Source organism: Nonomuraea sp. NPDC047529 (assembly GCF_040642995.1).
Classification (GTDB): Bacteria; Actinomycetota; Actinomycetes; order Streptosporangiales; family Streptosporangiaceae; genus Nonomuraea.
The window spans coordinates 1-26,268 of the sequence record NZ_JBEYTJ010000044.1; the positions used below are offsets into that span (position 1 = coordinate 1).

Annotated in this window: 23 protein-coding genes; 8 read left to right on the forward strand and 15 right to left on the reverse strand. The window is 74.0% G+C overall.

Going from position 1 to position 26,268, the window contains the following annotated elements; all coding sequences use genetic code 11:
* Window positions 1-308: 308 nt before the first annotated feature.
* The 5 genes from ABZ815_RS43625 to ABZ815_RS43645 all read right to left on the reverse strand — a co-directional run bounded on the left by ABZ815_RS43625 (window position 309) and on the right by ABZ815_RS43645 (window position 3,902).
* Window positions 309-671, reverse strand: a complete 363-nt coding sequence (locus ABZ815_RS43625) for an STAS domain-containing protein (protein WP_357707481.1) — start codon at window positions 669-671, stop codon at window positions 309-311.
* Window positions 672-900: 229 nt separating this feature from the next.
* Window positions 901-2,352, reverse strand: a complete 1,452-nt coding sequence (locus tag ABZ815_RS43630; protein WP_357707484.1) for an MFS transporter — start codon at window positions 2,350-2,352, stop codon at window positions 901-903.
* Window positions 2,353-2,462: 110 nt separating this feature from the next.
* Window positions 2,463-3,065, reverse strand: coding sequence for a TetR family transcriptional regulator (locus ABZ815_RS43635; protein ID WP_357707486.1), 603 nt, complete (start codon window positions 3,063-3,065; stop codon window positions 2,463-2,465).
* Window positions 3,066-3,162: 97 nt separating this feature from the next.
* On the reverse strand, window positions 3,163-3,606 hold the full coding sequence (locus ABZ815_RS43640) for a CBS domain-containing protein (protein ID WP_357707488.1): 444 nt from the start codon (window positions 3,604-3,606) through the stop codon (window positions 3,163-3,165).
* Window positions 3,607-3,710: 104 nt separating this feature from the next.
* Window positions 3,711-3,902: a helix-turn-helix domain-containing protein gene (locus tag ABZ815_RS43645; protein WP_357707489.1), complete on the reverse strand. Its 192-nt coding sequence runs from the start codon at window positions 3,900-3,902 to the stop codon at window positions 3,711-3,713.
* A 212-nt stretch (window positions 3,903-4,114) separates the two neighbouring features.
* Here ABZ815_RS43645 and ABZ815_RS43650 point away from each other — a divergent pair, with 212 nt between their 5' ends.
* From ABZ815_RS43650 to ABZ815_RS43665, 4 genes are all read left to right on the forward strand, one after another.
* Window positions 4,115-4,549, forward strand: coding sequence for a hypothetical protein (locus tag ABZ815_RS43650; RefSeq protein ID WP_357707491.1), 435 nt, complete (start codon window positions 4,115-4,117; stop codon window positions 4,547-4,549).
* A 245-nt stretch (window positions 4,550-4,794) separates the two neighbouring features.
* Window positions 4,795-6,012, forward strand: a complete 1,218-nt coding sequence (locus ABZ815_RS43655; protein ID WP_357707492.1) for an MFS transporter — start codon at window positions 4,795-4,797, stop codon at window positions 6,010-6,012.
* Window positions 6,009-6,548 carry a DUF892 family protein gene (locus tag ABZ815_RS43660; protein ID WP_357707494.1) on the forward strand — a complete coding sequence of 180 codons (540 nt, stop codon included), beginning with the start codon at window positions 6,009-6,011 and terminating at the stop codon, window positions 6,546-6,548. Before ABZ815_RS43655 ends, ABZ815_RS43660 begins: the two co-directional genes overlap by 4 nt.
* A 57-nt stretch (window positions 6,549-6,605) precedes the next feature.
* Window positions 6,606-9,542, forward strand: coding sequence for an FAD-linked oxidase C-terminal domain-containing protein (locus ABZ815_RS43665; protein WP_357707496.1), 2,937 nt, complete (start codon window positions 6,606-6,608; stop codon window positions 9,540-9,542).
* A 62-nt stretch (window positions 9,543-9,604) separates the two neighbouring features.
* On the opposite strand, the gene ABZ815_RS43670 is transcribed toward ABZ815_RS43665, so the two are convergent.
* From ABZ815_RS43670 to ABZ815_RS43680, 3 genes are read right to left on the reverse strand one after another with little or no spacing between them, the layout of a single operon-like run.
* Window positions 9,605-11,737, reverse strand: a complete 2,133-nt coding sequence (locus ABZ815_RS43670) for an ATP-dependent RecD-like DNA helicase (RefSeq protein WP_357707498.1) — start codon at window positions 11,735-11,737, stop codon at window positions 9,605-9,607.
* Window positions 11,738-11,771: 34 nt separating this feature from the next.
* Window positions 11,772-13,028 (reverse strand): erythromycin esterase family protein, encoded by a 1,257-nt coding sequence (locus ABZ815_RS43675; RefSeq protein ID WP_357707500.1) that lies wholly within the window; start codon window positions 13,026-13,028, stop codon window positions 11,772-11,774.
* Window positions 13,021-14,187 carry an acetate/propionate family kinase gene (locus ABZ815_RS43680; protein ID WP_357707503.1) on the reverse strand — a complete coding sequence of 389 codons (1,167 nt, stop codon included), beginning with the start codon at window positions 14,185-14,187 and terminating at the stop codon, window positions 13,021-13,023. Before ABZ815_RS43680 ends, ABZ815_RS43675 begins: the two co-directional genes overlap by 8 nt.
* 133 nt (window positions 14,188-14,320) lie before the next feature.
* On the opposite strand from ABZ815_RS43680, the gene ABZ815_RS43685 reads away from it, so the two are divergent.
* The 4 genes from ABZ815_RS43685 (at window position 14,321) to ABZ815_RS43700 (ending at window position 18,383) form a co-directional block, all read left to right on the forward strand.
* Window positions 14,321-14,833 (forward strand): 2Fe-2S iron-sulfur cluster-binding protein, encoded by a 513-nt coding sequence (locus ABZ815_RS43685; protein WP_357707504.1) that lies wholly within the window; start codon window positions 14,321-14,323, stop codon window positions 14,831-14,833.
* Window positions 14,830-15,801 (forward strand): xanthine dehydrogenase family protein subunit M, encoded by a 972-nt coding sequence (locus ABZ815_RS43690; protein ID WP_357707506.1) that lies wholly within the window; start codon window positions 14,830-14,832, stop codon window positions 15,799-15,801. Before ABZ815_RS43685 ends, ABZ815_RS43690 begins: the two co-directional genes overlap by 4 nt.
* Entirely contained in the window at window positions 15,798-17,819 is a 2,022-nt protein-coding gene (locus ABZ815_RS43695; protein ID WP_357707509.1) for a xanthine dehydrogenase family protein molybdopterin-binding subunit, read from the forward strand. Before ABZ815_RS43690 ends, ABZ815_RS43695 begins: the two co-directional genes overlap by 4 nt.
* Before the next feature lie 66 nt (window positions 17,820-17,885).
* On the forward strand, window positions 17,886-18,383 hold the full coding sequence (locus ABZ815_RS43700; protein WP_357707512.1) for a DUF6328 family protein: 498 nt from the start codon (window positions 17,886-17,888) through the stop codon (window positions 18,381-18,383).
* Here ABZ815_RS43700 and ABZ815_RS43705 read toward each other — a convergent pair.
* The 7 genes from ABZ815_RS43705 to ABZ815_RS43735 form a co-directional block, all read right to left on the reverse strand.
* A complete protein-coding gene (locus ABZ815_RS43705; protein ID WP_357707629.1) occupies window positions 18,335-18,649 on the reverse strand; it encodes a monovalent cation/H(+) antiporter subunit G in 315 nt (104 codons plus the stop codon). The two genes, ABZ815_RS43700 and ABZ815_RS43705, sit on opposite strands and share 49 nt — an antisense overlap.
* Window positions 18,650-18,654: 5 nt before the next feature.
* On the reverse strand, window positions 18,655-18,915 hold the full coding sequence (locus ABZ815_RS43710; protein WP_357707514.1) for a monovalent cation/H+ antiporter complex subunit F: 261 nt from the start codon (window positions 18,913-18,915) through the stop codon (window positions 18,655-18,657).
* Window positions 18,912-19,454, reverse strand: coding sequence for a Na+/H+ antiporter subunit E (locus ABZ815_RS43715; RefSeq protein ID WP_357707515.1), 543 nt, complete (start codon window positions 19,452-19,454; stop codon window positions 18,912-18,914). Before ABZ815_RS43715 ends, ABZ815_RS43710 begins: the two co-directional genes overlap by 4 nt.
* Window positions 19,451-21,019: a Na+/H+ antiporter subunit D gene (locus ABZ815_RS43720; protein WP_357707517.1), complete on the reverse strand. Its 1,569-nt coding sequence runs from the start codon at window positions 21,017-21,019 to the stop codon at window positions 19,451-19,453. The genes ABZ815_RS43715 and ABZ815_RS43720 overlap by 4 nt, the downstream gene beginning before the upstream one ends.
* A gap of 21 nt (window positions 21,020-21,040) precedes the next feature.
* A complete protein-coding gene (locus ABZ815_RS43725) occupies window positions 21,041-21,859 on the reverse strand; it encodes a Na(+)/H(+) antiporter subunit C (protein WP_357707520.1) in 819 nt (272 codons plus the stop codon).
* Entirely contained in the window at window positions 21,856-24,627 is a 2,772-nt protein-coding gene (locus ABZ815_RS43730; protein WP_357707523.1) for a Na+/H+ antiporter subunit A, read from the reverse strand. The genes ABZ815_RS43725 and ABZ815_RS43730 overlap by 4 nt, the downstream gene beginning before the upstream one ends.
* 133 nt (window positions 24,628-24,760) lie before the next feature.
* A complete protein-coding gene (locus ABZ815_RS43735; RefSeq protein ID WP_357707525.1) occupies window positions 24,761-26,164 on the reverse strand; it encodes an alpha/beta hydrolase in 1,404 nt (467 codons plus the stop codon).
* Window positions 26,165-26,268: the final 104 nt, after the last annotated feature.

Below are 26,268 nucleotides of genomic sequence, written 5' to 3' on the forward strand. Positions count from 1 at the left end.
CGATCTCACCGAGCAGCCCGTCGGCGTCCTCGGGCAGACGGGTGCGGAAGTCGCCGTCCCGGACCGCCGTCAGCCCGCCGAGCAGCTGACGCAGCTCCGTCTCACCCACCTCCGACGGGCCCCGGACGCGTTTGCCGCGCCCGCCCGAACGTGCGGTGCCGACCGTGGGGTCGCTCATGTCGTGTTCCTCGTTCCGTGCTCGCCCGGCATGGAAGAACTTCAACCCTGGGTAGCGGAAGAGTAGCCGCCTGCGCCCAGACGCGCGCTAGCCCCGAAGTTAGCCAAGAATGCCCCCGCGCGCCCGCCGGTCACACGGAACGTTCCGCGGCGGCCCTGGCGGCGGCGGCCACCGCCTCCTCGACGGTGTCGTGCACCGGGACGTGCGCGAGCACCCCGGTGATGTCCAGCAACCGCGCGGGAAGGGGCTGCACCGCGGCCAGGCGCACCGCGCCCGACCTCCTGAGCTGGTCGGTGGCGAAGGCCAGCAGGACGTGCAGGCCCGAGCTGTCCACGAACGGCACCCGCGCCAGGTCGAACACGACGTGGCCGGGCTCGGGACGCTCCCTGAGGAAGCTCTCGAACTGGCCCCGGTTGGTGGCGTCGAGTTCGCCGGACACCACGATCACGGTCACGCCCGGCCGCTCCCGGCGCAGGAGCGTCAGCGGTGGCATCGCCGTGGCCCGCCGCGCGTCCGGCGGGACGCCGCCGGCGGAGGAGGCGCGCCGCCCGGCGCCAGGCCATCACCGGCCCCGGCGGAGGCCGGAGGTGTCGAGAAGCCGCGTCCCGCGGGGGGCGGAGCAGTCACGCAAGCAGAATAGCCTCCCGGAGTCGCCGGGGACATCCCGTCGGTGACCGCGCCAGTGCCCAGTGGCCGTGCTGGTGACCGTGCTGGTGACCGTGCTAGTGGCCGTGCTGGTGACCGTGGCCGTGGCCGACGAACGCGCCCGCCGGCTTGCCGGGCGGCACGAGGCCCAGCGAGATCACGGCCGCCACCCCCGCGACGACCGCGCACAGCACGAGCCCCGAGGTGAAGCCGCCGACGCCCGCGCCCGGCCCCAGGCTGGACGCGGCGACCGTGGACACCACCGCCACCCCGATCGCGCCGCCCAGCTCGTGGAAGGTGTTGATCACCCCGGAGGCGACGCCGTTCTCGCCGGGCGGGACGTTGGCCATCGTCGTCGTGGTGGCGGTCACGAACGCCGGCCCGATGCCCACGGCGGCCAGCACGAACCCCGGCACCAGAGTGGTGAACGCCCCCGCCCCGGGGGAGACCCGCGTCATCAGCGCCGCCCCCACGGCGGTCAGCGCGAACGACGCCACGGCCACCGGCCGGCCGCCGACCTTGCCGATGAGCCGGCCGCCGAGGTGCGCGCCGAGCGTGATGGCGACGGCGACGGGCAGGAACGTGAGCCCCGTCCGCAGCGGGCTGAAGCCCAGGACGTGCTGGAGGTAGAGGGAGCTGAGGAAGAACAGGCCCAGCATCAGGCCGGTCGCGACCAGCATGACGAACGCACCCGAGACGACGGGCCGCCTGGCCAGGGTCTCCACCCGCATGAGCGGCGCCCGCACGGACCGCTCGACCAGCATGAACGCCACGTACGAGAGCGCGGCCCCGGCCAGCGGCAGCACGGTTCCCGCGGCGCCCCAGCCGCCGTCGCCGGCCGCGACGAGCCCGTAGATCAACAGGGCGGTCGCCAGGGTGACGAGCAGGGCGCCCACGACGTCCACGCGCCCGCCACCGTGAGCCCCCGGGACGTGGCGGGCGGCCGGGACCACGGCCGGGACCACGGCCAGGACCAGCAGGCCCACGGGCACGTTCACGAAGAACGCCCACATCCAGCCGGGCCCGTCGGTGAGGACGCCGCCGAGGAGCACGCCGATCGCCGCGCCCGAGCCGCCGACGGCCGCCCAGACGGCGAGCGCGCGGGCCCGGCGTTCGCCCTGGAAGACGGTGGTGACGACGGCCAGGGCCGCGGGGGACAGCAGCGCCGCGCCGACCCCCTGGAGGGCCCGTCCGGCGATGAGCGTGGTGCCGTCGCCGGCCAGGCCGCAGGCCAGCGAGGCCGCGGTGAACAGCGCCAGCCCGGCCAGCAGCGTGCGGCGGGGGCCGACCGCGTCGGCGAGCCGCCCGCCGAGCACCATCAGGCCGCCGAAGCACAACGTGTACGTGGTCACCACCCAGGTGAGCGCCTCACGTCCGAGCGCGAGGTCGGCGCCGATGGTGGGCAGCGCCACCTGCACGACGGTGATGTCGATGATCAGCATGAACTGCGCCAGGCACAACAGCACCAGCACCGCCCAGCCCTTGCTCCGAACGGGCGCGGCAGCCCGCGTCCCGACGTGATGACTCATCCGTGACTCCTTAACTCGAACACTGATGTTCAAGTTAAGCACAAGAAAACGGTACGCCGGTAGGGTGTCCCGGCGGCCGGGGACGTGCGGGGAGCCGGAAGGGCGGGAGGTTATGCCGAAGCGGGCGCGGCGAGGAGGGAGAGCATGGTGCGGGTCAGGACCGGCTCGACCTGCTCGGCGGCCAGGCGCCCGGCCTCCCGCTCCTGGGCCGCGCTGTGGATGATCGCGAAGAACGTCGTCACCAGCCACTCCAGCGGCAGGTCCGTACGGAAGTCGCCGTCGTCCTGGCCGCGGGCGATCAGTCGCTCCACCCGGCGCAGCGGGCGGTCGTGGTGCTCGCGGATGCGTTCGGTGGGCAGCACCCGGTCGGCGGCCACGAAGAGGCGGCGGTGGCGGTCGAGGATCTCCCACGACGAGTGCAGCAGCCCGGCCATCGCCTCGGGGGCAGGGGCCGTGTCGAGGGACTCGTTCGCCAGCACGGCGTCCGCCAGCCCGACGGTGTGATCGAGGACGGCGTCCACCAGGGCCTCGCGGGAGGGGAAGTGGCCGTACAGGGTGACCCGGCCGACGCCGGCGGCCTTGGCGATCTCCGCCACGCTCGCGCCCGGGTCGTCGCTGAGCAGCCGCGTCCCGGCTTCCAGGATGGCGGCGATGTTGCGCTCGGCGTCGGCGCGCCGGGCAGGGACGGGCTGTCGGGCGGCGGTCTTCCCCATGCGCACCAGCCTACGACGCCCGAGCCCGGAGATCGGCGGCGCCCTCCGGCGCGTCACCGGTCACAGACCGGCCTCTTACCGGCCACGGACCGGCCGGTCAGAGGGTGAGGGCGTGGTCCAGGAGGGACTGGAGGGTGACGGCTCCGGCCACGCGGCCGCCGTCCACGATCGCCACCAGGGGGCTGCGGGTGCGGGCCATGAGCGCCGACAGTTCGAGCACCGTCGCCTTCATGTCGGCCACCGGCAGCTCGCGCGGCCGCTCCGGAAGGCACTCGCGGACGGTACGCGTGCCGAGCCGGTGCAGGAACCGGTCGGCGTGGGCCTCGTCCACCACCCGGGCCAGCGCCGGGTCGTCCTGGCAGTAGGGCGGCACGGCCAGCCGCAGCACCTGCGTGCCGGGGAGGATGCTGTGGGGGCGGCCGTCGTCGTCGATCACGATGAGGCCGGGCAGGTCGCGCTCGGCCAGCAGCCGGGCGGCGTCGAGCGCCGACGTGTCGAGCGTGACCGTCGGGAAGTCCGCGACGAGATCGCGTGCGCGCATGGGTGATCGTTCCTCCGGCCCACAGCCTAGCCAACCCCCCTCCCACTGTCGCGGGGGCCGGGGTCAGGAAGGGAGACGCAGGTAGCCGGGCGGGACGTGGACGGTCAGCCAGACGCCGTTGGCGCTGCGCAGGTTTGTGCCCGTACGAGTGCGTCGCCGATCTCCGTACGGCGGTACAGGACCGAACGGCCGGTCCGGACGCGGCCGACCAGCCCCGCGTCGAGCAGCACCTTGAGATGGCGGCCGACCGAGCCCAGGCCCTGGCCGGTGAGCGCGACGAGCTGCGTGGTGCTCATAGGCGTCTCCAGCAGCACCAGCACGCCCGCCCGCGCCCCGCCCAGCAGCCTGCCCAGCGCGTCCGGCGCGGGAGGGGGGGCCGACGTCGGCCAGCGGCCCCGAGCACGGGTAGACGATCGCGCAGCGGCGGGAGCCGTGCCAACTCACCCAGCCCTGGCGCGGCGTCACCGGCACGAACATCAGCCGGGCGCCCGGCAGGTCGCGCGGCGGGTTGTCGTGGACGCTGACCCGCAACCGGCCGTCGCCGAGCCAGCGCAGGCCGGGACGCATGCCGTCCAGGGCCGCCGCCCAGCCGCCCCGGCCCAGCCGCGCGGTGCGGGCCGTGACGTCGGCCTCGATGATCCGGCGGCGCCGCGCCCAGGTGGGCAGCACCGTCTCCCGCCACACCCACTCCAGCCGGGCGGCCATGCGCTCGGGCAGGTCGTCGCGGCGCAGCGCGGCGGGCACGGGGCCGTCCAGCGACTCGGTCAGGTCCTCGCGCGCCCGCTCGGGCGGGGCATCGCGGACGCTCGCCACCTCCTCCTCGAAGGCGGCCTCACCCTCCCCTTCGGGCGTCGGCGTGAGGAACGTCGCGTTCCACGTACGGCCCAGCGCGGCGCGGACGAGCAGCGCCGTGACCGGGTCGGCGGCCTGCTCCGCGCGGTAGGCGGGCAGGTGGGTGGCCAGCCAGGCGTCCTCACCGGGGTGGGCGGCCACGCCGCGGTCCAGCGTCTTCAGCGCGGCGATCGTCTCGGCCAGCGGCGACAGGACGAACCGGCCGCCCGCGAGGGTGTCGGCGTCCACCTGCCAGAAATCCACGCCATCCCCTCCTCTCGCCGCCTGCCGGACGTTGTTTCGCAGGTGCGCGAAACAGTATCGTCCGTCGCCGCCGGTCACGGAGACTGCCGTTCCATGCGTACGTACCGGGATCTGTTCGGCAGGTCCGGATTCACCCCGCTCTTCCTGGTCTCGTCCGGGCAGGTGGCGGGACAGACGGTGAGCGGGCTCGCCCTCGGCACCCTCGTCTACGCCGACACCGGATCGCCGCTGCTGTCGGGGCTGGCCATGTTCGGCCCGGCGCTGGCCCAGGTGGCGGGGGCGGCGACGCTGCTGTCGGCGGCCGACCGGCTGCCGCCGCGCGCCGCCCTGTCCGGGCTGGCGCTGGTGTCCGCGCTCGCCGCCGCCGTGCTGGCCGTCCCCGGGCTGCCCGTGTGGGGGATGCTCGCCGTCGTGCTGGCGCTCGGCGCGCTGTCCGCGCTCGGCGGCGGCGTCCGGTACGGGCTGCTCAACGAGCTGCTCGACCAGGACGGATACCTGCTCGGCCGGTCGCTGCTCAACATGTCCTCCGGCATCGTGCAGATCGCCGGGTTCGGCGCGGGCGGCGTGCTCGTGACCGTCCTGTCGCCACGCGGGACGCTGCTCGCCGCGGCTGCCCTCCACCTGGCCGCCGCCCTGGCCGGGCTCGGGCTCGGACGGCGGCGCCCGCGCGCGGCCGGACGGCCCTCGCCCGCCGAGACCTGGCGCGACAACGCCCGCCTGTGGTCCTCCCGCCCGCGCAGGAACGTCTACCTCGCCCTCTGGCTGCCGAACGGCCTGATCGTCGGCTGCGAGTCGCTGTTCGTGCCGCTCGCGCCCGAACGGGCCGGGCTGCTGTTCGCCTGCGCCGCCACCGGGATGCTCGCCGGCGACGTGCTGGCCGGCCGGTACGTGCCGGCGCGCTGGCGGGCACGGCTGGTCACGCCGCTGTACCTGCTGCTCGCGCTGCCGTACCTGGCGTTCGTGGCCTACCCGTCGCCGGTGCTGGTCGCGCTCGCCTCGGCCGGGTTCGCCGCCACCCTGCTGCTCCAGGACCGGCTGATGGCGCTCACGCCCCCGGAGCTGAGCGGGCACGCGCTCGGGCTGCACTCCTCCGGCATGATCGCCACGCAGGGGGTGGCCGCCGCGCTCGCCGGAGCCCTGGCCGAGCGCACCTCGCCGGGGACGGCCATGGCCGTGCTGGCGGCGGCCTCGGCGGCGATCACCCTCGCGCTGGCGCCCCGCCTGCGGTCCGCCCGTGTCGCAACCTCTGGGGAAGGTCCGGCGAAGATACCGTTGACCAGGGGAAATCGCCGGGGGAAGGACACATCATGACGCAGACGGACGACTTCGTGCTCGACGTCACCAGGATCCGCGAGCAGGTGCGCCAGAAGATGGACGAAGGGCCGATCACGCAGACCTTCGGCCGCGACCCGGCGAAGGTCATCGAGATCCTCAACGACGTGATCGCCACCGAGGTGGTGTGCTGGCTCAGGTACACCAGGCACGCCATCTCGGCCAAGGGCATCGACCGCGCGCAGGTGGCGGCGGAGTTCACCGAGCACGCCAAGGAGGAGCTCGACCACGCGCTGCGCGCCGCCGAACGCGTCAGCCAGCTCGGCGGCGAGCCCGACTTCGACCCGGCCAAGCTCGTCCAGCGCTCGCACACCGACTACCAGGTGCCCGCCGATACCGACCTCAAGGCGCTGCTGGAGGCCAACCTGTGGGCCGAGCGCATCGTCATCTCCACCTACCAGGAGATCATCCGCTGGCTCGGCGAGGGCGACCCCACCACCCGCCGGCTCATGGAGTCGATCCTGGAAGAGGAGGAGGAGCACGCCGACGACCTCACCGACCTGCTCGGGGTCTAGAACCTGGCTTGGGCGGCCGTTGGGCGGCCCGTGAGCCGGCCAGGGTAAGGGCCGGGCATGAAGAGCCTGGTCAACGCGCCCGTCACGCACACGCCGCCGTCCCGTGAGATCGACGTCGCGACGCTGAGCCGCCGCCTCGCCGAGGCCGTGGACGGCGAGGTGCGCTTCGACGCGGGCAGCCGCGCCGCCTACGCGCGCGACGGCTCCAACTACCGGCAGGTCCCGATCGGCGTCGTCGTGCCGCGCCACCTGGACGCCGGGGTCGCGGCGGTGGCCGTGTGCCGGTCCAGGGACGTCCCCGTGCTCTCGCGCGGCGGCGGCACCAGCCTGGCCGGGCAGTGCTGCAACGCGGCGGTGGTGATCGACTGGTCCAAGCACTGCGGCGCGGTCGAGTCCGTCGACGTGGCGGCCCGCCGGATCGTCGTCCAGGCCGGGGCCGTGCTCGACCAGGTGGACCACGAGCTGGAGCCGCACGGGCTGATGGTCGGGCCCAGGCCGTCCAGCCATCGGGCCTGCACGATCGGCGGCATGATCGGTAACAACTCGTGCGGGGCCTCCGCGCAGGCGTACGGGAAGATGTCGCAGTCGGTGCTCCGCCTGGAGATCCTCACCTACGACGGGGTGCGCGCCTGGGTGGGGCCGACCGGCGACGCCGAGTACGACCGCATCCAGGCCCAGGGCGGCCGCCTGGCCGAGATCTACCGCCAGGTGCGCGACCTGCGCGACGAGACCATGGAACTGGTCCGCACCCGCTACCCCCGGCTGGAACGCCGCATCTCCGGCTACAACCTCGACCGGCTGCTGCCCGAGAACGGGTTCGACCTGGCCGGCGCCCTGGTCGGCAGCGAGGGCACGCTGGTGACCGTGCTGCGCGCCGAGCTGAGCGTCGTGCCCTCCCCGCCCGCCAGGGCGCTGGCCGTGCTCGGGTTCGAGGACGTCTTCACCGCCGCCGACGCCGTCCCCGCCGTGGCCCGGCACGCGCCGATCGCGCTGGAGGCCATGGACGAGACCATGTACCGGCTGGCCAAGCTGGAGCACCCCGGCGACGCGGCGCTCCAGGACCTGCCCGAGGGCGGCGGCTGGCTGCTGGTGCAGTTCGGCGGGGACACGCCCGAGCAGGCGCGCGAGCGGGCCGAGACGATGATGCGCGACGTGGGGGAGCGGGCCGAGGCGCCCACGCCCACGCACGCCTTCCTCGGCGACCCGGCCAGGGAGGACCGGTTGTGGCGGTGGCGGGAGTCGGGGCTCGGCGTGGAGGCGTACCCGCCGACCGGGCGGCAGACGTACGAGGGCTGGTCGGACGCGGCCGTGCCGCCCGAGCGGCTGGGCGCCTACCTGCGTGACTACGAGCGGCTGCTGCGCGTGCACGACTACCAGGACTCCGCCCTGTACGGCCACTTCGGCCAGGGCTGCGTGCACGGCCGGCTCCCGCTCGACCTGCACACCGACGACGGCATCGCCAGGTACCGGGCCTTCGCCCGGGAGGCCGCCGAACTGGTCGCCTCCTACGGCGGCTCGCTGTCCGGCGAGCACGGCGACGGCCAGGCGCTGGCCGAGCTGCTGCCCGTCATGTTCGGCGAGCAGGTCGTGGAGGTGTTCGGCCGCTTCAAGGCCATCTTCGACCCGCGCGACCGGATGAACCCGGGCAAGGTCGTCCACCCCCGCCACCTGGACCAGAACCTGGCCCAGCGCCGCTTCTACCCGCTCGAACCACGGCGGACGTTCTTCCAGTACCCCAACGACCACGGACGTTTCGGGCACGCCGCCACGCGCTGCGTCGGCACCGGCACCTGCCGCAAGCACACCTTCGAGGGCGGCGTGATGTGCCCCAGCTACCGGGTGACCCGCGAGGAGGAGCACTCCACGCGCGGGCGCGCCCGGCTGCTGGAGGAGATGGTGCGCGGCGACGTCATCACCGACGGCTGGCGCTCGGCCGCCGTGCGCGACGCGCTCGACCTGTGCCTGTCCTGCAAGGGCTGCCGCTCCGAATGCCCGGTGAACGTGGACATGGCCACCTACAAGGCCGAGTTCCTCGCCCACCACTACCGGCGCCGCGTCCGGCCGCGCTCCCACTACTCGATGGGCTGGCTGCCGGTGTGGGCCGCGCTCGCCTCGGCCGCGCCCGGCCTGGTCAACGCCGCCGGCTCCGCGCCCGGGCTGTCGCGGCTGGTCAAGGCCGTCGCGGGGATCACGCCGGAGCGCGACCTGCCGAGGTTCGCCCGTCAGCGGTTCACCGACTGGTTCCGGCGGCGCCCCCGGGGCGGGCCCGGCGCGCGGGGGCGGGTGGTGCTGTGGGCCGACACGTTCACCGACCACTTCGACCCGCACATCGGGCGGGCCGCCGTGGACGTGCTGGAGGCGGCCGGTTTCGAGGTGGTGGTGCCGCCCGTGACGCTGTGCTGCGGGCTGACGTGGATCAGCACCGGGCAGCTCGGGATCGCGCGGCGGGTGCTGGCGCGTACGGTGGGGGCGCTCGCGCCGTGGGCCGAGGCCGGGGTGCCGGTGGTGGGCCTGGAGCCGAGCTGCGCGGCCGTGTTCCGCTCCGACGGGCCCGAACTGCTCAACACGCCCGAGACCCGGCTGCTGTCGGAGCGGTTCCTGACCCTGGCCGAGCTGCTGGAGACGCGGGCGGCCGACTGGCGGCCCGACACGGCCGGCGGGCAGGCGATCGCGCAGGTGCACTGCCACCAGAGCGCCGTCATGGGGTACGACGCCGACCGGGCCGTGCTCGACCGCTTCGGCATCCGGACCAGCGTGCTCGACTCCGGCTGCTGCGGGCAGGCCGGGAACTTCGGGTTCGAGCGGGGGCATCACGAGGTGGCGCAGGCGTGCGCCGAGCAGGGGCTCTGGCCGGCCGTACGGTCGGCGGAGCCGGACGACGAACTGCTCGCCGACGGCTTCTCCTGCCGCACCCAGATCGCCGCCGCCGGCACCGGACGGCAGGGCCGCCACCTGGCCGAACTCCTCGCCACGGCCCTCGTCCACCGGCCCTGACCCGGCCGGGCACACCCGCCATCAGCCCGCCAGGCCCTGACCCGGCCGGGGACGGCCCGCCGTCAGTCCGCCAGGCTCTGGGACAGGCGGCGGGGCAGGCCGGTGTTGCGGGGGCGGCCCACGCGGTGGACGGCCAGCTCCAGCGCCTCGCGCTGCCCCACCAGCACGACCCACGCCTTGGCCCGCGTCACCAGCGTGTACAGCAGCTTGCGCCGCAACATGATCCCGCCGGCCTCGGCCACGATCGGAGCCACCACGAACGGGTATTCGCTGCCCTGCGAGCGGTGCACGCTGATCGCGTAGGCATGGGTGAGGTCGTCGAGCTCGCCGAACCCGTACTGGACGGTCTCGCCGTCGTCGGTGCGGACCTCGACCACACGGTCCTGAGGGAGGACGGCGGTGACCGTGGCGGTCTCCCCGTTGAAGACGCCCTTGTCGTAGTTGTTGCGGATGGGCATGACCCGGTCGCCCACCCGGAACACCGACGCCCCCGACCAGTGCTCGGCCTTGTCGTCGGCCGCCGGGTTGAGCCGGTCCTGCAGCAGCCGGCCGAGCGTCACCGCGCCCGTCTCGCCCTTGCGCATCGGGCACAGCACCTGCACCTGGTCGGGCGAGACGCCCTGCTTGCGGGGGATCGCCTCCATGGCCAGATGGGCCACCCGCTCGGCGACCCGCGCCGGATCGTCGAGCTCCTCGAACCAGAACCCGCCGCGCCCCGGCGTCGCCGGCATCCGGCCGGCCCGGATCAGGTGGGCGGCCTCGACGATGCCGCTGCCGCCCGCCTGGCGGAAGACGTGGGTGAGCCGCACGCGGGGGATGGCCTCCACGCGCAGCAGGTCGGCCAGCACGTCGCCGGCGCCGATGCTGGGCAGCTGGTCGCTGTCGCCGATGAGCAGCAGATGGCTGCCCGGCGGGACGGCCGCCGTGAGCCGCGTGGCCAGGTGGAGGTCGAGCATCGACGCCTCGTCGACCACGATCAGGTCGGCCTGCGCGGGCGCCTCCTCGAACAGCGTCGAGGGATCGGGGTCGGGCTGGTGGGCCAGCATGCGGTGGATGGTCATCGCGGGCAGGCCGGTCAGCTCCGACAGGCGTTTGGCCGCCTTGCCGGTGGGGGCCGTGAGGGTGACCGTGCCGCCCGAGGCCCTGACCGTGGTGGCCACGGCCCTGACCGTGTGGCTCTTGCCGCAGCCGGGCCCGCCGGTGATGATCGAGACCGTGCAGGTCAGCGCCATGTTGACGGCCGCGCGCTGGTCGTCGTGGAGGCTCTCGTCCTCGCGGAAGGGGCGCAGCGGCAGCGTGGAGGGGGCCCGCATGAGCCTGGTGAGCTGCTCGGTGAGCTGCCGCTCGCGGGCGTGGACGTAGTTGGCGTAGGCCACCGCCCGCCCCGGCTGCTCCTCGTCGGCCTCGACCACCACCCGCCGCTCGGCCACCAGGGCGTCGACCATCGGCCCGACCGCCTCGGGATCGAGCTCGATCAGCTCGGCCGCCCGCGCCACCAGATGGGGCACCGGCACGAAGCAGTGGCCGTCGCGGACGGCCGCCGACTCCAGCCGGTCGAGCAGCGCCGCCTTGATCCGCTGGGGGCTGCGCTCGGGCACCCCCCGCTGGAGCGCGATGCGGTCGGCGACGCGGAAGGCGATGCCCCTGACCCGGCCGATCAGCCGGTAGGGATCGGTGGCCAGGACCTCCTCGGCCTCGCCGCCGAACACCTGGTGGATCTTGGCCGCGAGCAGCGGGCTGACGCCCAGCCCCTGCAACGTCACCATCAGCGCGGCGACGGCCTTCTGCTCCTGCCACGCCTGGACGATCTGCGCCTGCCGCAGCGGCCCGATGTTGACGACCTCGGTCAGCCGCCCCGGCTCGGCGTCGATGACCTTGAGGGTCTCCTCGCCGAAGTGGTCGACGATCGCGTACGCCAGCCTCGGCCCGATGCCCCGGATCAGCCCCGACCCCAGATAGACGCGGATCGCCCGGACCGTCGCCGGCACCACCCGCTCGCAGGAGGCCACCGCGAAGCGCCTGCCGTGGCGCGCGTGGTGGCTCCAGTCGCCGGTGAGCCGGAGTGTCTCGCCCGGCTGCGCGCCCGACAGCGCCCGGCCCGTGGCCACGAAGTCGGGCACGCCCTCGGCGCTCATGCGCGCGACGGTGTATTCGTCGTCCCTGACGTAGACGAGCTGCTCGACCGAGGCCTCCACAGCAGCGATCAAACCACCTGCCACCGACAGTCCGTCACATGGCGCTGGGATAGGTCTCCGGCTCGACGTCGTCCCACGGCTCGGCGTGCAGCGGGTGCAGGGCCTCGGTGACGTCCAGATAGATGAAGGCGTCGTAGCGGTCGCCGAGCGCGGTGGGCACGTAGTTGCCCCACTTCTCGCGCTCGGGCCGGTAGACCACGCCGATCGCCCGGTGGTCCAGCGGCTGGTCGAACCAGTGCGGACGGGGCCGAGGAGGCGTCACGAACAGGGCGCGCTCGCCTCCGAGCGCGTCGTGCAGCAGCGCCTCCAGCGATCCGGGCCTGGCCGGCGGGACGGGCATGACGTGCGCCCGCGTGCCCCAGCCCGCCCCGGCCACGACCGTCCCCCGGTAGCCGCCGAAGCCGACCAGGACGACGTCCTCGCCGTGCCGCTCGCGGGCCAGCTGCCCGAGGTTGGTCATGCCCGCGGCGGCCATGTCGGTGGCGCGGGCGTCGCCGACGTGCGTGTTGTGCGCCCACACCACGCCCTTGGCCTCGTGGAAGGCGGTCAGCCGGTCCAGGGTGTCGGCCATGTGCACGTCCCTGATGTTCCACGAGTCGGGGCCGCCGCCGACCATGGCGCGGTAGTAGCTCTCCGCCCCGGCCACGACCTCGGCGTTCTGCCGGGCCGCGAAGCCGTCGTCGTCGGCGGGCGCGGCCGCCACGAGCGCCCTGAGCAGCTGCACGACCTCGTTCTCGCAGGAGTCGGGGACCAGGCGGGTCTCCAGGCCGTACCGCTGCGGGTCGTGGCCGTAGGACTCGAAGCAGTACAGGGCCTCCATCACCGTGTCCAGCTGGTCGGGCAGGTTGTCGGCGGCGTAACGGCGCACGGCGCGCAGGGACTCCCACAGGCTGTAGACGTCGAGGCCGTGGAAGCCGACGCGCTCCGGCGGCGGCAGGGCCGAGTTCCAGCGGCGCAGCCAGCGGCAGAACTCGGCGACCTCCTCGTTGGCCCACATGAACGCGGGCCAGCGCCGGTAGGCGTACAGGGCGTCGAAGGGGTCCTCGCCGTCGCGGGTGACCGCGCGGTCGACGCGCTCGCAGTCGGGCCAGTCGCCCTCGACGGCGACGAACCCGAAGCCCTTCTCGGCGATCAGGCGGCGGGTGAGGGCGGCCCGCCAGGTGTAGAAGTCGTGCGTGCCGTGACTGGCCTCGCCGATCAGCACGAGACCGGCCTCGCCGACGCGGTCCAGCAGCGGGTCGAGGTCCTGTTCGCCCGACAGCCGCAGCGCCGAGCGGGTGACGTCATCCATAGCCGTCCTCCTCTGCCGGCCGGAAGACGCCCAGGCATTCGCGGGCGAGCTCCAGCTCCTCGCGCACCTGGACGACCAGGACGGGCACGGCGGCGTCCGGCCCGCTGACCGGGCCGTCGTCGTGCCGGTTGCCGAGCTCGGGCGGCCGCACGCCGAGCAGCCCGAGACGGCGGCAGACCGCCTCGCGCACCTCGGGCTGGTCCCACCCGATCTCGCCGGTGAACACCAGCGCGTCGATCCTGGGCAGCGACGTGGCGGCGGCGGCGATCTCCCGGCTCACGCGGTGGCAGAACACCTCCAGGGCCAGGGCGGCCTCGGCGTCGCCGGCGCGTTCCGCCTCGACCAGCTCGCGGGTGTCGCCCGACCGGCCGCCGGACAGCCCGAGCAGCCCGGAACGGCGTTGCAGGCCCTCGCCCAGCTCGTCGGCCGACAGGTGGCCCTGCGACAGCAGCCACATCAGCATCCCGGGATCGACGCTGCCCGAGCGCTTGCTCATGGGGACGCCGTCCAGCGGGGTGAACCCCATCGAGGTGTCCAGGCTGCGCCCGCCCGACACCGCGCACACCGACGAGCCGCCGCCCAGGTGGGCCAGCACCAGCTCCAGCTCGGCGAGCGGCCGGCCGAGCAGCTCGGCCACGCGGTCGGCGGTCCAGGCGTAGGACAGGCCGTGGAAGCCGTAGCGGCGCAGGCCGTACCGGTCGCGCCACTCGCGCGGCAGGGCGTAGACCGCGGCGGCGTCGGGCAGGCCGGCGTGGAAGGCGGTGTCGGGGCAGAGCACGTGCGGCACGGCGGGAAGCTGCTCGCGGGCCGCCTCCAGCAGCGCCAGCGCGGGCGGCAGGTGCAGCGGCGCCAGGCTCACGACGCCCCGCAGCGCCTCCACGGTCTCGTCGTCGGCGAGGGTGGGCGCGCGTACGACGTCGCCGCCGTGCACCAGCCGGTGCGCCACCGCCCGGATGTCGCGGTCGAAGTGGCCGCCGAGGAAGGCCGCCAGCTCCTCGCGCGCCGAGCCCGGGTCGGCGGCCCGCTCGGCGTGCGCGCTGTCCAGCACGCAACCGCCCTGCACGAGGTCGAGACGCAGGCTCGACGACCCCGCGTTGACGGTGAGCACCGCCTCGGACTCCGCCACCTGCTCGTCGAACTCGTCGAACGCTCGCCCCATGCACCCCTCCGCGGCCCGACTCCTCCTCCCGGCTACCCGCCGCCAGGGGGCCGACACCTGGACACCGTCACCTTTACCGCCACATGTCCGAGCCCGTGATTGTCCGGGGCGGCGGCCGGGTAGGCGAGCGCCTATGGACATCACCGAGCAGGTAGGCGTGCAGGTAGACGTGCAGGTCAACGGCGTGCCGCACACCGTGGCCGTCGATCCCCGGATCTCCCTGCTCGACCTGCTGCGCGAGCGGCTCGGCCTGACCGGCTCCAAGAAGGGCTGCGACCACGGCCAGTGCGGCGCGTGCACGGTGCTCATCGACGGACGCCGGGCCAACTCCTGCCTGGCGCTGGCCGTGGCGGTGGACGGCTGCGAGATCACCACCGTCGAGGGGCTGGCCTCGGGCGAGGAGCTGCACCCGCTGCAGGCCGCGTTCATCGAGCACGACGCCTTCCAGTGCGGCTACTGCACGCCGGGCCAGCTCTGCTCGGCGGTCGGCATGCTGGGCGAGCCGGGGCCGAGCGCCGTCACCGCCGACCTGCTCCTCGATCCCGGCCTGACACCCGAGGAGATCAGGGAACGCATGAGCGGAAACCTGTGCAGGTGCGGCGCCTACCCCGGCATCGTGGCCGCGATCGGCGAGGTGGCCCCGTGAAGCCGTTCGACTACGCCCGCGCCCAGAGCCCGTCGGACGCGGTCAGCAGGTACGGCCCCGGCACGATGTACCTGGGCGGCGGCACCAACCTGGTCGACCTCATGCGCCTGGGCGTGGCCGCCCCCGACCACCTCGTGGACGTCAGCCGCCTGCCGCTGGACGCCATCGAGCCCGTACGCGACCGGCTGCGGATCGGCGCGGCCGTGCGCAACAGCGACCTGGCGGCCGACCCGCTCGTCCGCAGCCGCTACCCGATGCTCTCCCGGGCCGTGCTGACCGGCGCCTCCGGCCAGATCAGGAACATGGCCACGGTGGCCGGCAACCTGCTGCAACGCACCCGCTGCCCCTACTTCCAGGACGTGACCAGGCCGTGCAACAAGCGCGAGCCCGGCACCGGCTGCCCCGCGATCGAGGGCGACCACGCCAACCTGGCCGTGCTCGGCGCCTCCGACGCCTGCGTGGCCACCCACCCCTCCGACATGGCCGTGGCGCTGGCCGCGCTCGACGCCGAGGTGCACGTCACCGGCCCGGCCGGCGACCGGATCATCCCCATGCCCGGCCTGCACCGCCTGCCCGGCGACGCGCCCGAGCGCGACACCGTGCTCGACCCCGGCATGCTGATCACCGCCGTCGAGCTGCCCGCGCCGCCCCCGGGCGCCTCCCTCTACCGCAAGGTCCGCGAGCGGGCCTCGTTCGCGTTCGCGCTGGTGTCCATCGCCGCCGTGCTCGACGTGCGCTGGGACGGCGTGGTGACCGAGTGCCGCATCGCGCTCGGCGGCGTGGCCCACGCGCCCTGGCGGGCCGAACGCGCCGAACGGGCGATCATCGGCGGCCCGGCGACGGGCGAGGCGTACCTGCGGGCCGCCGAGGCCGAGCTCGACCAGGCCCGCCCGCTGCCGCGCAACGCGTTCAAGCTGCCGCTGGCGCGCAACCTGATCGTCCGCACGCTGGAGGAGCTGACGCCGTGAACCGCATCGAGGGGCGCGTCAAGGTCACGGGGCTGGCCACGTACGCCGCCGAGTACCCGGTCGAGGGGGTCGCCCACTGCTACCCGGTGCAGGCCACGATCGCCAGGGGCCGGGTGGCGCGGGTGGACGCGGACGCGGCGCTGGCCATGCCGGGCGTGCTCACCGTGCTGTCCGTCGAGGACCCGCCCGGCCTGTCCGGGGACGCCGACCCCGAGCTGGCGCTGTTCCGCGGCCGGGACGTCGTCTACCGGGGCCAGCTCGTGGCCGCCGTCGTCGCCGGCACCTACGACGAGGCCCGCGCCGCCGCCGACGCCGTACGCGTGACCTACGAGCCGCAGGCCCACGACGTACGGCTGCGCGCCGACCATCCGGACCTGTACCGGCCGGACGTCGTCAACCCGGACCTCGCACCGGACACCGAGAAGGGCGACGTGGACGCCGGGCTGGCCGCCGCCGCGGCGACCGTCGACGTGACGTACACGACGCCGCCCCTGCACAACAACCCGATGGAGCCGCACGCCGCGGTGGCCCTGTGGGCCGAGGACGGCCGGCTCCTGGTCTACGACGCCACCCAGGGCACCAGCGGCGACCGGGACACCATCGCCGCCACCTTCGGCCTGCCCGCCGAGCGGGTGCGGGTGGTGTCCAGGCACGTCGGCGGCGGCTTCGGCTCCAAGGGCACCACCAGGCCGAACGCCGTGCTCGCCGCCCTGGCCGCCAGGGCCGCCGGCCGCCCGGTCAAGGTCGCCTTCACCCGGCAGCAGATGTTCGACCTCACCGGCTACCGCACGCCCACCGTCCAGCGGCTGCGGCTCGGCGCGGACGCCGACGGCCGGCTCACCGCGGTCGAGCACACGGCGTACGTGCAGACCAGCAGGCTCGTGGAGTTCGCCGAGCAGGCCGCCGCCCCCGCCCGCGTCATGTACGCCACGCCCGCGCTGCGCACCGCCCACCGGGTCGTCCGCCTCGACGTGGCCACCCCGTCCTGGATGCGCGCCCCCGGCGAGTGCCCCGGCATGTACGCCCTGGAGTCGGCGATGGACGAGCTGGCCGAGGCGGCCGGGATCGACCCCGTCGAGCTGCGGATCGTCAACGAGCCCACGACCGAGCCGGAGAGCGGGCTGCCGTTCAGCTCCCGCAGCCTGGTGACCTGCCTGCGCGAGGGCGCCCGCCGTTTCGGCTGGGACCGCCGCGACCCGGCGCCCGGCGTCAGGCGGGAGGGGGAGTGGCTGGTCGGCACCGGCGTGGCCGCCTCCACCTACCCGGCCAGGCGCGGGCCGTCGCGGGCCACCGCGACCGTGCGCGACGGCGACTTCGTCATCCGCGTGGCCGCCGCCGACATCGGCACCGGCGCCAGGACCGTGCTCACCAGGATCGCCGCCGACTGCCTCGGCGTCGCCCCTGACCGGGTGCACGTCGAGCTCGGCGACAGCGACCTGCCCCAGGCCCCCGTCGCGGGCGGGTCGATGGGCACGGCGTCGTGGGGGTCGGCCGTCGTCCGGGCCTGCGAGGCGCTGCGGGCCGACGGCGGCGAGGGGACCGCCGACACCGCCAAGGAGGTCAAGGCCGACGAGGAGCTGGCCCGGCACGCCTTCGGCGCCCAGTTCGCCGAGGTCAGGGTCAGCTCCGTGACCGGCGAGATCCGCCTCTCGCGGCTGCTCGGCGTGTTCGCCGCCGGACGCATCCTGGACGCCAAGCTGGCCAGGTCGCAGTTCGTCGGCGGCATGACCATGGGCATGGGGATGGCCCTGATGGAGGAGACGCTGACCGACGACGAGTTCGGCGGCTTCCTGCACCGCGACCTGGCCCAGTACCACGTGCCGGCCTGCGCCGACGTGCCGGAGATCGAGGCGGTCTGGATCGACGAGCAGGACGGCCTGCTCAACCCGATGGGCTCCAAGGGCATCGGCGAGATCGGCATCGTGGGCACCGCCGCCGCGATCGGCAACGCCGTTCACCACGCCACCGGCAGGCGGGTGCGCGACCTGCCCATCACGCCCGCCAAGATCCTCGCCTGACCCTCGCGAAGCAGGTTTCGACCGGCCTCCGCCAAGGAAGAGGAGAACATCCAACGAGGAGGCCGAGTGAAGAACGAGTCGCACGAGGAGCGCGCCGACCGCAACTTCGTCGAGCTGCTGCAGGGCGCCCGCGTCGCGGTGACCGGCGTGCAGGTGCTGTTCGCGTTCCTGCTGACCGTGCCCTTCTCGCCCGGCTTCGTCAAGCTCGACCAGACCGACCGATGGCTCTACTTCGCCGCGCTGGTCAGCGCCGCGATCGCGTCGATCTGCTACATCGCGCCGACCGCCCAGCACCGCGTGCTGTTCCGGCAGGGCCACAAGGAGACCCTGGTACGCCGGTCCAACACCTACGGCCTGTTAGGCGCGCTCGCCCTGGTCGTGTCGATGACCACGGCCACCATGCTGGTGATCGACTACCTGTTCCACTCCACCCTGGCCTGGATCACCGCCGGCATCCTGGCCGGGCTGGCCGCTTGGACCTGGTTCGGCCAGCCCGCCCTCGACCGCAGGAACGATCAGTCCTCCTCCGAGGGCGGCATCTCGGTCTCGTCCCGCGACGACTGACGCGAATAGGCCGCCCGCGCCACCATGTACGCCGCCACCGACACGGTGATCACCTGCGAGGCCCCCACGATCAGCAGCGGTCCGGCGTTCCACCAGGTGGGCCGGTGCAGCCACATCGCGACCAGCACCAGCAGCACGCTGAGCACCTGCGGCTTGGTCCCGGCGTGCATGCGGTCGAGCGTCGTGCGGAAGCGCACCAGCCCGGCGCCCGCCGACAGCGCCAGCCCGGCCCCGAGCACCAGGCAGGCCGCCGCCGCGACGTCCATCCCGCTCACCGCGACCGCCCCGGGAAGAACCGGGCCAGCGACACCGACCCCACGAAGCCCAGCAACGACAGCACCTGCAACACCGGCAGGTCCGAGTAGTCGTCCCTGACCACCGCGAACAGGCCCACCGCGCACATCGACAAGGACGTCAGCACGTCCAGGGCGACCGCGCGGTCCAGCATCGAGGGCCCGCGTCCCACCCGCCACAACGCGGCCGCCGCCCCGCAGGCCAGCAGCGCCATCGTCACCAGGTACACCGCCGTCACAGCAGCTCCTCCCGGTCGGCGCGGGTCCCGAACGCGGCCACGATGCGCGACTCCAGCCCGGCCACGTCCCTGCGGACCGCGTCCGGGACGCCCTCGCCGGCCAGCCCGAGCACGTGCAGCATCAGCTCTCTCCTGTCCATGTACGCCTCCACCACCAGGCTCCCCGGCACCGTGGACAGCGCCACCATGATCATCACGGTCATCGACTCCGACGACGTGCGCAGCGGCACCAGGACCAGCCGCGTGGGCGGCTCGCCCGGACGCACCACCCACAGCACCACCCGCGCGGTCGAGAGCACCAGGTCCCATCCGAACCACAGCAGGAACCGCACCAGCGGCAGCGGCCGCACCCTGATCCCCGGGTCCAGGACGGGCAGCGGCAGCAGCCAGGCCACCACCAGCGCGGTCGCCAGCCCGCCCAGCACGTTGCCCGCCGACACCTCCCCCCACAACGTCACCCACACCAGCGTCAGCCACGCCACCAGCGGCAGCGGCACCCGGCGGCCGAACAGCCGCGGCGCGAGCGGGTTCGCGCTCACCGCGGCGTCCCCAGCACCGCGGCGATGTACGTCTGCCGCTCGCTCAGCTCCGCGGCCACCCGCTGCGTCAGCGCCGCCAGCGGCCCGGCCAGCACCGTGAACGACAGCCCGAACGCCACCAGCGCCGCCGTCGCGCCCAGCAGCACGGGCGGCAGCGCGGTCGTCGTCACCACCGGCTCCTCACCCGTCGCCTCCTCGCTCTCCATCACCTGGCCGGCCCGCTCCTCGCGCGGCGCCCGCCAGAACGCCTTGCCCCACGTCTTGGCGATCGCGTACAGCGTCAGCAGGCTCGTGACCAGGCCGCCCGCCACCAGGACGACCGCCGCCGGCCCGCCCTTGGCCAGGCCCGCCTGCACCAGCAGCAGCTTGCCCAGGAACCCCGACATGGGCGGGATGCCCGACAGGTTCATCGCGGGCACGAAGAACAGCACCCCCAGCAGCGGCGCGGTCCTCATCAGCCCGCCGAGCCGGTTGACCGACGTGGTGCCGGTGCGCCGCTCGATCAGCCCCGTCACCAGGAACAGGCTCGTCTGCACGGTGATGTGGTGGACGATGTAGAACACCGCGCCCGCCAGGCCCGCCACCGTCGACAGCGCCACCCCGAACACCATGTAGCCGATGTGGCTGACCAGCGTGAAGGACAACATGCGTTTGATGTCGGTCTGCGCCACCGCGCCGAGCACCCCGGCCAGCATCGTGGCCAGCGCCACGCACATCAGCAGCGTGGAGACCGGCCCGCCGGGGAACAGCAGCGCCTCCAGCCGGATGATCGAGTACACGCCGACCTTCGTGAGCAGCCCGGCGAACACGGCTGTGGCCGGCGCGGGCGCGGTCGGGTAGGAGTCCGGCAGCCACGCCGACACCGGGAAGATCGCCGCCTTGATCGCGAACGCCAGCAGCAGCGTCAGCTCGACCAGCAGCTTGACCTGCGGGGGCAGCGTGCCGAAGCGCTCGGCGAGCTGCGCCAGCGACAGCGTGCCCGTCGCGCCGTAGGCCACCGCCAGCGCGATGAGGAACAACATCGACGACGCCAGCGCCATCAGCGTGTACGTGGCCCCCGCCCGCATCCTGGACTCGGTCCCGCCGAAGGTCAGCAGCACGTACGAGCCGCTCAGCAGCATCTCGAACGCCACGAACAGGTTGAACAGGTCACCGGCCAGGAACGCGTCCGCGACGCCCGCCACCATCACCAGGAACGCCGGATGGAAGATCGCCATCGGCGCGTCGTGCTCCGCCTCGTCGTAGGCGTTGGCGATCGAGTACACCATCACGCACAGCGTCACCGCCGACGACACCACCAGCACCAGCGTCGAGAGCCGGTCGGCCACCAGGCAGATCCCGACCGGCGAGGGCCAGCCGCCGAGCTGGGTCACCAGCGGGCCGTGCGCGTCGGCGTGCGCCAGCAGCAGCACCGACACCGCCAGCGAGATCCCCAGCGTGGTCACGCTGATGGCGGACTGCAGGTGCCGCAGCCGCCCGCCGATCGCCAGCTTGATCCCGGCGGCCAGCAGCGGCAGCAGCACCGGCACGCACACCAGCCCGCGCAGCTCGACCAGGTCACCCATGGGCTCCGCCCCTGCCCGTCACTAGTCGTCGCCCTCCAGTTCGGAGTCGTTCGCGAGCGCCTGGCGGGCCCGCTCCGCGCGCATCGCCGAGCGCATCTGCCTGCGGGCGTCACGCTGCCTGGCCCTGATGCGCTGCCGCAGCTCCTTCTCACCGGCCGCCTGCTCGGCCCGCCGCCGGGTGTGCTCGCGCCGCAGCTCCTCGATGCGCTCGGCGTTGTCCCCGGCCGAGGCCTCCTCGCGCAGCCCGGCCTCCTCGAAGCCGCGCTGCAGCTCCTCCTCCGACAGCCCTTCGGCCATCCGGGTGCGCATCCACTCCTCCAGCTCGGTGTGCACCCGGGCGATCCGCCGCTCCAGGTCGGCCTCCTGGAGCCGCTCCCGCTCGGCCTGCTCGGCCTCCAGCCGGGCCAGCTCGGCCCGCTGCTCCACGACCAGCCGCCGGTAGTCGTCCTGGCGGGTGCGCAGGGCGTGGCTCAGCTCGCCGCGCCTGGCCCGCAGCCGCACGCGCCGGTCCTCGGTGTCGTCCTGGACCTCGTCGCTGCCGGTGAGCTGCCACGACCGGTGCACCATGGCCAGCACGAACGCCGTCACGCCCAGGGTGATCACGATGGCGGTGAGCACCATCGCCTGCGGCAGCGGGTCGGCCATGGCCCGAACCGGCGTGCTGCCGAGGATGGGCGGCCCGCCCGCGTTGCCGCCCGCGGTGATGATCAGCAGGTTCACGCCGTTGCCCAGCACGACGACCCCGGCCAGCACCCGCACCAGGCTCCGTTCGAGCAGCAGCGTCACGCCCGTCGTGATCATCACGCAGCAGCACAGCAGCGGCGCCAGGGAGATCGTCACGAGCTCTCCTCCGCCTCGATCTGCCGGTCCAGCTCGGCGCCGAGACCGCGCAGCACGTCCTGGACCATGCCGGTGACCGAGACGTACACGCCGAGGTCGAACACCAGGCCCGTGGACACGTGCAGGGTGCCGACCAGCGGCAGGTGCACATCGGTCGCCAGCATGTCCAGCGCGGCCCGTCCGAACAGCAGCCCGGCCAGCGCCGTGCCGGTCGACATGGTCAGCCCGACGCCCATCAGCACGCCCGCGTGCACCGGGAGCGCCGCGGCCAGCTCGTACCGGCCGCCCGCCAGATAGCGCACGGTGATCGCCAGCCCGGCCACGATGCCGCCGGCGAACCCGCCGCCGACCCCGCTGTGCCCGACGAACAGCAGGAACACCGAGAGCACCAGCACCGTGTGGAAGGTCAGCCGGGCCACCACCTCGAAGGCGACGGCCCGCTGCCCGCGCGGCAGCGTCGAGGACAGCCAGCGGGTGCGCTCGGCGGGCACCCGGCCGCGGTCGTCCCGCTCGATCTCGTACGTCCTGCGCCGCAGGAACACCAGGCTCGTCACGCCCAGCGTCAGCACGACCAGCACCGTGCTCTCGCCCAGCGTGTCCCAGGCCCGGATGTCGAGGATGATCGCGCTGACGATGTTGCGCGCCCCGGCCTCGCGCGCCGCGGCGGGCATCAGCGACCCGACGGCCCAGGTGCCGCGCGCGCTGGTGGCCAGCAGGCCCGCCCCCGTGACCACCACCCCCACGGCCAGCCCGAGCCCGAACCGGAACAGGCGCGGCAGCCGGGCCCTGACCGGCCTGACCGGCAGCCGCCGCAGCACCAGCGCGAACACCACCAGGACCAGCGTTTCGGCGAGGAACTGGGTCAGCGCCAGGTCGGGCGAGCCGTGCGCGAGGAACAGCAGCGCGGTGCCGTACCCGATGACGCCGACGACCGCGGCCAGCAGGATGTAGGCGCGGGCGAACAGCGCCAGCGCCGCCGCCGCGGTGATCAGCACCGCGAGCACCGGCTGCTCCACGCGTTCCCAGGCGACGACGGGCACGGTCAGGTGCGGCATGCCGCCGTACGTGACGGCGAACAGCCCGACGCCGACCGTGGCGACCAGCGTGAGCACCAGGTAGTCGGGCAGCGAGCCCCGCTGGACGAAACCGGTCGCCTGGATGGCGAAGCGGTCCAGCCGCCGCACGACGGCCCAGTAGATCTGCGTCGAGTCCAGCACGTGCAGCGCCGCGCCCGCCCTGGCCACCGGCTCCCTGGCCAGGAACAGCAGCACGCCGCCCGCCAGCGCCACGGCCGACAGCAGCAGCGCGGGGGAGAACCCGGCCCACATCGCCAGGTGCGCGGCGTGGCCGGGGTCGCGGAAGGTGCCGGTGTAGCCCGACATCGCGCCGCCGTACCAGGGGGCGAAGGGCGCCAGCGCGAGGCCGAGCGCCGACAGCAGCGCGGCGGGCCCGAACAGGGCCGCCGCCGTCCGGTGCACCGGCGTGGCCGGCACGCCCGGCTTGGCGGCGAAGGCCCCCCACAGGAACCGCAGCGTGTACGCCGCCGTCAGCGCCGACCCCGCCACCACCCCCGCCAGCACGAGCGGCCGGTCCAGCAGCGCCTCCAGCGCCGCCTCCTTGCCGGCGAACCCCGCCAACGGCGGCAGCCCCGCCATCGACGCCCCCGCCAGCACCGCGACCGCGCACACCCACGGCATCGACCGGCCGACCCCGCTCAGCTCGCGCAGCTCGCGGGTGCCGGTCGAATGGTCCACGACGCCCACGACGAGGAACAGCGCGGCCTTGAACAGCGCGTGCGCCGCCAGCATGCCCACCCCGGCCAGCGCCGCGCCCTGGGTGCCCGAGCCGAACAGCGTCATCAGGAAGCCGAGCTGGCTGACCGTGCCGAAGGCCAGCAGCCGCTTCAGGTCCGTCTCGCGCAGCGCCCGCCAGCCGCCCAGCAGCATGGTCAGCACCCCGAGCGGCACCGCGACCGCCCGCCACAGCGGCACGTCCCCGAACGCCGGCCCGAGCCTGGCCACCAGGTACACCCCGGCCTTGACCATGGCCGCCGCGTGCAGGTACGCCGACACCGGTGTCGGCGCGGCCATCGCGGCCGGCAGCCACGTGCTGAACGGGAAGATCGCCGACTTCGCCAGCGCCCCGGTCAGGACCAGCACCAGCCCGGCGGCCAGCGGGCCGGCCTGCGGCGGCCGGGCGACGACCCCCGAGAGCTCGTACGTGCCCGCCGCCTGCCCGATCACCACGAACCCGGCCAGCATCGCCAGCCCGCCCAGCGTGGTCACCGTCAGGGCCTTCATCGCGGCCCGGCGGGCGGCCCGGCTCTCCGGGTGGTAGCCGATCAGCAGGTAGGAGAAGACGGTGGTCAGCTCCCAGAACACGTACAGCAGGAGCAGGTTGTCGGCTGTGACGAGCCCCAGCATCGACCCGGCGAAGGCGGTCATCGCGCCGCCGTAGCGGCCCAGCCCCTCCTCGTCCGCCGGGAAGTAGCGCGAGCTGTAGACCAGGACCAGCACGCCCACGCCGGTGACCAGCGCCATCATCAGCACGGTCAGCGTGTCGGCCCGGAAGGACAGCTCCAGCCCGAGCGCGGGCGCCCAGGAGGTGTCCTCCCGCGCCGGCAGCCCCCGCACGCCCAGCCACACCGTGTACGCGAAACCGGCGCCGGGCGCCACGGCCAGCAGCAGGAGGGAGGCCCGTCCCATGCGCCGGGCCAGCCAGGGAGCGCAGACCGCCGCGAGCGCGTGCAGGATCAGCAGCGACTCCATGGGCTCCTCGGGCGGGAATTTCCGGCTACGTCCACCCAATCTCTCCCGCTCGGCCGTGCCCGGCCGCGCAGGCACGGCCAGGGTTGACCCGAACGTCACCAGTCCCACACCCGCCCATGAGCGGGTGGAGGACTCAGACCTTCGCGCAGGCGCCGGGGCGCGGCGCGCGGGCGGTGATCACGTAGCGGTCGATCTGCCGGTCCAGGCAGGACGAGCTGCCCTTGTACGCCGTGTGCCCGTCGCCGTCGTGGGTCAGCAGCACGCCGTGCTCCAGCTGCCCGGCCAGCCGCCTGGCCAGTTCGTACGGCGTCGCCGGGTCACGCGTCGTGCCCACCACCACGATCGGCGGCGACCCGTGGGCGCGCACCTTCCTGGTGAACCGCCTGCCCTTGACCGGCCAGTACGCGCAGCGCTGCTCGGGATGGTCCAGGCAGTTGACGGCCGCCAGCGCCTCGGTGCTGTTGTCGTAGCTCCCGTCGGGACGGCGTCCGTGGTTGACGTCGGCCAGGGCGAGCATGGCCGTGCCGTCGCCCTTGAAGGCGAGGGTGAGCGCCTGGCGCAGGTAGGGCCAGCTGTCCTTGGCGTACATGGCCTGGGTGACGCCGGCGCGCAGGATGGCCTCGTCGACCTGCCTGCTGTCGCCGTCGTTGCGCAGCGGCGCGCGGTCGGCCCGCTTGTAGAGCGCCTCCAGCCGCCTGGTCGCGGCGGCGACGGTGTGCCGGGGGAACGGGCAGTCCGCGGCCCTGAAGCAGTCGCGCAGGAACGACTCGCGCGCCACCTGGAACCCGCGCTCCTGCGCCGCGCCGAACTCGGCGAGCGTCTGGCCGGGGTCCTCGGCGCCGTCGAGCACCATGGCGCGGATCCGGGTGGGGAACAGGTCGGCGTAGCGGGCGCCCAGGTAGGTGCCGTAGGAGAAGCCGAAGTAGGTCAGCCGGGCCTCGCCCAGGGCGGCCCGCATCACGTCCAGGTCGCGGGCGACCTCGCCGGTGCCGACGTGCGCCAGGAGCTGCTTGCCCGAGTTGGCCGCGCAACCCTGGGCGAAGATCTTCGCCCACGCCTTGGCCCGCTTGACCTCGGCCGCGTTGTCGGGGGTGGGGTCGGCGGCGAAGTAGGCGTCCAGGCCGAGGGGGGACAGGCAGCGCACGGGGGCCGAGGCGCCCACGCCGCGCGGGTCGAAGCTCACCACGTCGAAGTGCTGCCGGACGGCGGCCGACATGACGGTCTTGTCGGACTTCAAGATGGTCGTTCCGGCGCCGCCCGGCCCGCCGAAGTTCAGCACGATCGAGCCGATCTTCCGGCCGGTCGCCGGCAGCCGGACCATGGCGATGCTGATCCGCCTGCCGCCGGGCCTGGCGTAGTCCAGCGGGACCGCCAGCTTCGCGCACTGGAACCCGCTGCCGCACCCCGACCAGGCCAGGCGCTGACCGTAGTAGGCGTTGACCCCGCCGGGCGTGGCCGCGTCCGCGGTGCCCGCCAGGCCGGCGGCGGCGATCAGACCGGCGAGGACGGGCGAGAGAATCGTGATTAAACGTCGCATAATCAAAAATTGACGGGAATACCTTGCGAGCCCCTTTAACCAGGGTGGAACAGATCATTTGCAAGAAGCGCGCCGGGCTGGGTATCGAGCAGGTCATCCGCACG

Excerpts from the sequence above, each read along its gene's own strand:
- ABZ815_RS43625 (WP_357707481.1), bottom strand. The coding sequence starts at position 671 with ATGCCACCGCTGACGCTCCTGCGCCGGGAGCGGCCGGGCGTGACCGTG.
- ABZ815_RS43630 (WP_357707484.1), bottom strand. The coding sequence starts at position 2,352 with ATGAGTCATCACGTCGGGACGCGGGCTGCCGCGCCCGTTCGGAGCAAG.
- ABZ815_RS43635 (WP_357707486.1), bottom strand. The coding sequence starts at position 3,065 with ATGGGGAAGACCGCCGCCCGACAGCCCGTCCCTGCCCGGCGCGCCGAC.
- ABZ815_RS43640 (WP_357707488.1), bottom strand. The coding sequence starts at position 3,606 with ATGCGCGCACGCGATCTCGTCGCGGACTTCCCGACGGTCACGCTCGAC.
- ABZ815_RS43645 (WP_357707489.1), bottom strand. The coding sequence starts at position 3,902 with ATGAGCACCACGCAGCTCGTCGCGCTCACCGGCCAGGGCCTGGGCTCG.
- ABZ815_RS43655 (WP_357707492.1), top strand. The coding sequence starts at position 4,795 with ATGCGTACGTACCGGGATCTGTTCGGCAGGTCCGGATTCACCCCGCTC.
- ABZ815_RS43660 (WP_357707494.1), top strand. The coding sequence starts at position 6,009 with ATGACGCAGACGGACGACTTCGTGCTCGACGTCACCAGGATCCGCGAG.
- ABZ815_RS43665 (WP_357707496.1), top strand. The coding sequence starts at position 6,606 with ATGAAGAGCCTGGTCAACGCGCCCGTCACGCACACGCCGCCGTCCCGT.
- ABZ815_RS43675 (WP_357707500.1), bottom strand. The coding sequence starts at position 13,028 with ATGGATGACGTCACCCGCTCGGCGCTGCGGCTGTCGGGCGAACAGGAC.
- ABZ815_RS43680 (WP_357707503.1), bottom strand. The coding sequence starts at position 14,187 with ATGGGGCGAGCGTTCGACGAGTTCGACGAGCAGGTGGCGGAGTCCGAG.
- ABZ815_RS43685 (WP_357707504.1), top strand. The coding sequence starts at position 14,321 with ATGGACATCACCGAGCAGGTAGGCGTGCAGGTAGACGTGCAGGTCAAC.
- ABZ815_RS43705 (WP_357707629.1), bottom strand. The coding sequence starts at position 18,649 with ATGGACGTCGCGGCGGCGGCCTGCCTGGTGCTCGGGGCCGGGCTGGCG.
- ABZ815_RS43720 (WP_357707517.1), bottom strand. The coding sequence starts at position 21,019 with ATGGGTGACCTGGTCGAGCTGCGCGGGCTGGTGTGCGTGCCGGTGCTG.
- ABZ815_RS43730 (WP_357707523.1), bottom strand. The coding sequence starts at position 24,627 with ATGGAGTCGCTGCTGATCCTGCACGCGCTCGCGGCGGTCTGCGCTCCC.
- ABZ815_RS43735 (WP_357707525.1), bottom strand. The coding sequence starts at position 26,164 with ATGCGACGTTTAATCACGATTCTCTCGCCCGTCCTCGCCGGTCTGATC.